Here is a 3602-nt window from a genome sequence, read left to right as displayed (position 1 = left end):
GACCGGGACCACCCCCGCCGGCCGCTGGACCACGGCCGTCGCCAACTGCTCGGGCACCGGCACCGCCACCGTGGACACCACGACGGCCCACGGCGGTACCACGTCGGTGCGGATCACGGGCAAGGCGGGGTACTGCAACCACGCCTTCGCCGGCACCTCGCTGTCCGGGCTGCCGTCCGGCGCTGATCTCTACGCCCGCTTCTGGGTCCGCCACACCACCGCCCTGCCCGCCCAGCACGTCACGTTCGCCGCCCTGCGCGACGCCAATGACAACGGCAAGGACCTGCGCATGGGGGGCCAGAACAAGGCGCTGCAGTGGAACCGCGAGTCGGACGACGCCACTCTCCCTGCCCAGAGCCCGGCGGGCGTCGCGCTCAGCACCCCCCTGCCCGTCAACACCTGGACCTGCCTGGAGTTCCGCCTCGACCGCACCGCGGGCCGCCTGGACACCTGGGTCAACGGCGCGCTCGTCACCGGGCTGGTGGTCGACGGCACCCCGACCCAGGACGTCGACCAGCAGTGGCTCGCCCGGGGCGGATGGCGGCCCGCCCCGGGCGATCTGCGGCTGGGCTGGGAGAGCTACGGCGAGGGCGATGACACCCTCTGGTACGACGACGTGGCCGTCGGCACCTCCCGCATCGGCTGCTGAGCCCGGTCTCCCCGCCGTCGCCGTCCTCGGCGTCGGCGGGGAGGGGCGCGTGGCAGACGACCGTGGAGTCGTGGGCGTCCATAACGGACCAGGATTCTCCGCCCTCCTCGCCGTGGCACCGCATCAGGCAGACTTTAAGCCTGCCTGATAGGTTGGCCATGTTGCTTGTCAGAGAAGGAGGCGACATGTCCGACCCTGCTCCCGTGCGGCTCGACCTGCCCGAGGCCGCGGGCACACCCCTTCAGGTGGCGATCCTGGTGGCGCCCGGCTACTGGCCGGTCGACATCATCGGCCCGCAGACCGCCCTCGGCATCCTCCCCGGGGTCAACCTCCACCTGGTGTGGAAGAACACCGACGAGGTGATGGGGGTACCGACGTTCCCCACCCGGCCGACGACCACGTTCGACGACTGCCCGGAGGACGTGGACATCCTCTACGCGGGTGCGGTGTCCCCCGAGGTCTTCGAGGACGCCGAGACCCTCGAGTTCCTGGCCGACCGCGGCAGCCGGGCCCGCTGGGTGGCGGGTTCCTGTACGGGCGCCCTGCTCATGGGGGCGGCGGGCCTGCTGCGGGGGTACCGAGCCACCACCAACTTCACCGCCGTCCATCTGCTGCCGTACGTAGGGGCCATCCACCAGCCCGGGAACGTGGTGGAGGACCGAAACCGGATCACCGCCGGACCGGCCACCGGCGGGTTCGAGATCGCTTTCCGGCTGATCCAGGACATCTACGGTGACGACATGGCGCGCGAGGCGATCCTGCAAGCCGAGTACGCTCCCGAGCCGCTGTTCCAGGTGGGTACCCCGGAGCTGGCAGGCCCCGAACTCACGGCTCGGGCGCTGGCCCGCGCCCAGGGGATGACCACGCTCATGGAAGAGGTGATGAAGCGGGTCGGCGCCCGCCTGGACGCGCCTGCCTGAGCCGGTACGGCGGCGTCGCGCGTCCGCCACTCCGACGGGGCCCCTCCGGAACCCGGATGTGGGCCCCGCCCGTCATGAACGGGGCCGAAGGCTATGAGCGTTGCCGGCACGAGGAGAGGGCCGTCATCAGCAGATCGGTCAGGGTGGCGAGTTGCTCGCTGCTCAGGGCGCTGCCCAGATCGCTGTCCGAGGCGGCGTAGGCGCGTTTGCCCGCCTCGATCAGCGCGCGCCCCTCATCGGTGACGTGGAGTTCCGCCGTGTGGCCGCGGCCGAGGAAGTTCCTGGGCTCGACCGCCCCCCGCTGTTCGAGCTGACGGACGGTGGCGTGCGCGCTCTGGGCGGTCACCCCGGCTCGCCGGGCGAGTTCGCTGTACGACAGCCCCGGCTCGCGCTGCAGATGCCCCAGGATCGACAGGTGGCGCAGCGTGTACCCGGTCGGCCGCAGTGCGGTCTCGACGTCGTCCCGGATGAGACGCCCCAGTACCGCCAGGAGGAAGGCAGGGCCTGGCTGCGGGATCGGGCCGGGGCCCGGCTGCGGGGTCTGGTCCGTCATCGCACACCCTGAGTTCAGCGGTACAGCGGGTTCAGTCTGAATGTAACCCATCCGCCGGACCGGGATGCCCACGCTGCCCTGCGAGGCAGCGGTGCGGGGGGAGGACCGGCCCGAACCGCCTTGGGACCGGGCGGCGCTCGCCCGCCGCGGCATGTGCCGGTGGCCGCACCGGCTGTCGTCCGGCGGCCGGTGCCGCCTGGGCGTCTCCGGGCCGTCTCGTCCCGTAGGGCGCGGCCCATAGGCCGCGCGGAAGCGCCTCGCCCGGCCCGTCACTCGGTGGTCCTCAGCAGACGCCGTCGCCCGGCTTCGGGTTCCCCAGGCCGAAGAGCGGCCGCAGCCTGAGCCCGGCCCAGGTGCCGAGGAGGGCGGAGGCGCCCCAGATCCAGCCGTGCAGACTGCCGGAGGCGATGCCCGCGAGGTAGGCGCCGATGTTGCAGCCGCCCGCCAGCCGGGCACCGATGCCCATCAGCACCCCGCCCAGTACCGCGGCGGTCGCCGTCCGCCACGGCACTCCGCGGTGCAGGGTCCAGGTGCCGCCGAGCGCCGCGGCGACCGCCGCGCCGATCATGATGCCGATGTCGGTGAGGCTGGTCTTGTCGGCGAGCACCGGCCCGGCGAGCATCTCCTTGTTCCCGGGCTGCTGCCACCAGCTCCAGCTCTCCGGGTGGCCGCCGAGCGCCCGCACCAGCTCCGCGCCCCACAGGCTGAAGGCGCTGGTGACGCCCCACGCGCCGCCGGAGACGAGCAGGACGCCGGCGCCCAGTACGGCCAGCGCCAGGGCGCCGACGGCCAGCGGCCAGGAGCCGCGCAGGACGCGGGCGGCGGCACCGCGCGCCGAGGGCACCGGGCCGATCGGCGGCGGGTTGCGGCGGGCCTGGACGCGACGGCTGACCAGCACGATGGCGGCGAGCGCGAGGATCGTCACCGCCCAGGAGCCGAACCAGCCGATGTGGTCGGCCATGACCACCGGCTCCAGTGCGGGCAGGTCCTTCCACAGGTCGAACTGCCAGGCGGCGAGGGTTGCCCCGGCGATGAAGCCGCCGAGGGTGAGCAGGATCGACGTCTGTCCCGAACCCACCGCGAACAGGGTGCCGGAGGCGCAGGCCCCGCCGAGTTGCATTCCGACGGCGAAGACGAACGAACCGATCAGCAGGCCGAGGCCCAGCGGTCCGGCCGAGGGCGCGGGCGCGGATCCGAACAGCCCGGTTTTCGTCCCGATGAGCAGGGCGAACAGCGTGGCCGTGGTGCCCAGCAGCAGGGCGTGGGCGCGCAGACCGGTGCCGTTGCCGACGGCGACCAGCTGCCGCCAGGCGGAGGTGAAGCCGAAGCGGGAGTGGAAGAGGGCCACTCCCAGGGCGAGACCGAGCAGCAGCAGGACGCCGGGCTTGGCCCCGTGGGCGGCCCACACATACGCGGTCAGCGCCGCGCCGAGCAGCCCGGACACGGCGAGCGGCACCCGGCGCACCGGTGGCGCGGCGGG

4 protein-coding genes are annotated in these 3602 nt (G+C 73.3%); 2 read left to right on the top strand and 2 right to left on the bottom strand.

The window, feature by feature from the left end:
• Nucleotides 1-649, top strand: a 649-nt coding sequence (locus AXW62_RS29870; RefSeq protein ID WP_060947256.1) for a hypothetical protein, incomplete at its 5' end; no start/stop codon positions are given.
• A 185-nt stretch (nucleotides 650-834) separates the two neighbouring features.
• A complete protein-coding gene (locus tag AXW62_RS29865; RefSeq protein ID WP_051886658.1) occupies nucleotides 835-1569 on the top strand; it encodes a DJ-1/PfpI family protein in 735 nt (244 codons plus the stop codon).
• Between the two features lie 91 nt (nucleotides 1570-1660).
• Here AXW62_RS29865 and AXW62_RS29860 read toward each other — a convergent pair whose 3' ends face one another.
• Complete coding sequence (locus AXW62_RS29860) at nucleotides 1661-2122, bottom strand: MarR family winged helix-turn-helix transcriptional regulator (RefSeq protein ID WP_060947255.1); 462 nt, start codon at nucleotides 2120-2122, stop codon at nucleotides 1661-1663.
• Nucleotides 2123-2405: 283 nt separating this feature from the next.
• On the bottom strand, nucleotides 2406-3602 hold a 1197-nt coding region (locus AXW62_RS29855; RefSeq protein ID WP_060947254.1), incomplete at its 5' end, for a YeeE/YedE family protein.

Origin of the sequence: Streptomyces hygroscopicus subsp. hygroscopicus (assembly GCF_001553455.1) — a bacterium.
Lineage (GTDB): Bacteria > Actinomycetota > Actinomycetes > Streptomycetales > Streptomycetaceae > Streptomyces > Streptomyces hygroscopicus.
Note: the sequence above shows the minus strand (reverse complement) of the source record. Positions and strands in the feature narration are given on the sequence as shown.

Coding starts and splice junctions, on each gene's coding strand:
- AXW62_RS29865 (WP_051886658.1), top strand. CDS start 835: ATGTCCGACCCTGCTCCCGTGCGGCTCGACCTGCCCGAGGCCGCGGGC.
- AXW62_RS29860 (WP_060947255.1), bottom strand. CDS start 2,122: ATGACGGACCAGACCCCGCAGCCGGGCCCCGGCCCGATCCCGCAGCCA.